The sequence below is a fragment of the Dubosiella newyorkensis genome (assembly GCF_001945605.1).
Classification (GTDB): Bacteria; Bacillota_I; Bacilli_A; order Erysipelotrichales; family Erysipelotrichaceae; genus Dubosiella; species Dubosiella newyorkensis.
Window position 1 is genome coordinate 1 of sequence record NZ_MPKA01000105.1, and the last position, 884, is coordinate 884.

Consider the following 884-nt stretch of genomic DNA (forward strand, 5'->3'; position numbering starts at 1 on the left):
TATCCGCGAGGTCTTTTTGGTGGACGGCATCCATTGTGAGGGATCGGTGTGACATCATTGATCATCGTGATGTTCAAGCCCGCTACCTGCAGCGCCCGTACAGCCGCTTCACGTCCAGGTCCTGGTCCTTTGACCTCTACGCTCACATTTTTCATTCCGTGATCCATCGCCGCTTTTCCGGCTGCTTCCGCCGCCATCTGCGCTGCGTATGGTGTGCTCTTTCGGCTTCCCTTGAATCCAAGCGCGCCTGCCGAACTCCAGGAAATCGCGTTTCCCGCTTCGTCTGTGATCGTTACGATCGTGTTGTTGAAAGTCGAGTGAATATGCGCGCATCCTCGGGCAATATTCTTTTTGACACGACGTTTTCTTGTTCTTTGTACTTTGGCCATGTGTTACTCTCCTTTCCTACTTCTTCTTGTTGGCAACTGTTTTTGCCTTCCCTTTTCTCGTTCTTGCGTTCGTCTTCGTTCTTTGTCCGCGCACTGGTAGTCCTTTTCTGTGTCGGATCCCTCTATAGCAGCCGATCTCCATCAATCGCTTGATGTTCAGCTGCACTTCTCTTCTAAGATCTCCTTCGACCTTGATCTTGTCGATCTCTTTACGGATCTTGTTCAGTTCGTCTTCGCTCAAGTCCTTGATGCGCTTATCTTCGCTCACGCCAGCCGCTTCCAAGACTTTCTTGGCTGTCGTGTTCCCGATCCCGTAGATGTATGTCAAAGACACTACGGATCTTTTATCGTTTGGAATATCTACTCCTGCAATACGTGCCATTGTTCCTCCTACTAGTTTCCTTGTCTCTGTTTGTGTTTTGGATTTTCACAGATCACCATTACACGACCTTTGCGTCGGATCACTCGGCACTTGTCGCAGATTGGTTTGACAGA

General features: G+C 49.5%; 3 protein-coding genes. All 3 read right to left on the reverse strand.

Annotated elements, in window-relative coordinates; genetic code table 11:
• On the reverse strand, window positions 1-389 hold a 389-nt coding region (rpsK, locus tag BO225_RS10505), incomplete at its 3' end, for a 30S ribosomal protein S11 (protein ID WP_076342173.1).
• A 16-nt stretch (window positions 390-405) separates the two neighbouring features.
• Window positions 406-771 (reverse strand): 30S ribosomal protein S13, encoded by a 366-nt coding sequence (rpsM, locus tag BO225_RS10510; RefSeq protein ID WP_076342174.1) that lies wholly within the window; start codon window positions 769-771, stop codon window positions 406-408.
• A gap of 11 nt (window positions 772-782) precedes the next feature.
• On the reverse strand, window positions 783-884 hold a 102-nt coding region (gene rpmJ, locus BO225_RS10515), incomplete at its 5' end, for a 50S ribosomal protein L36 (RefSeq protein ID WP_076342175.1).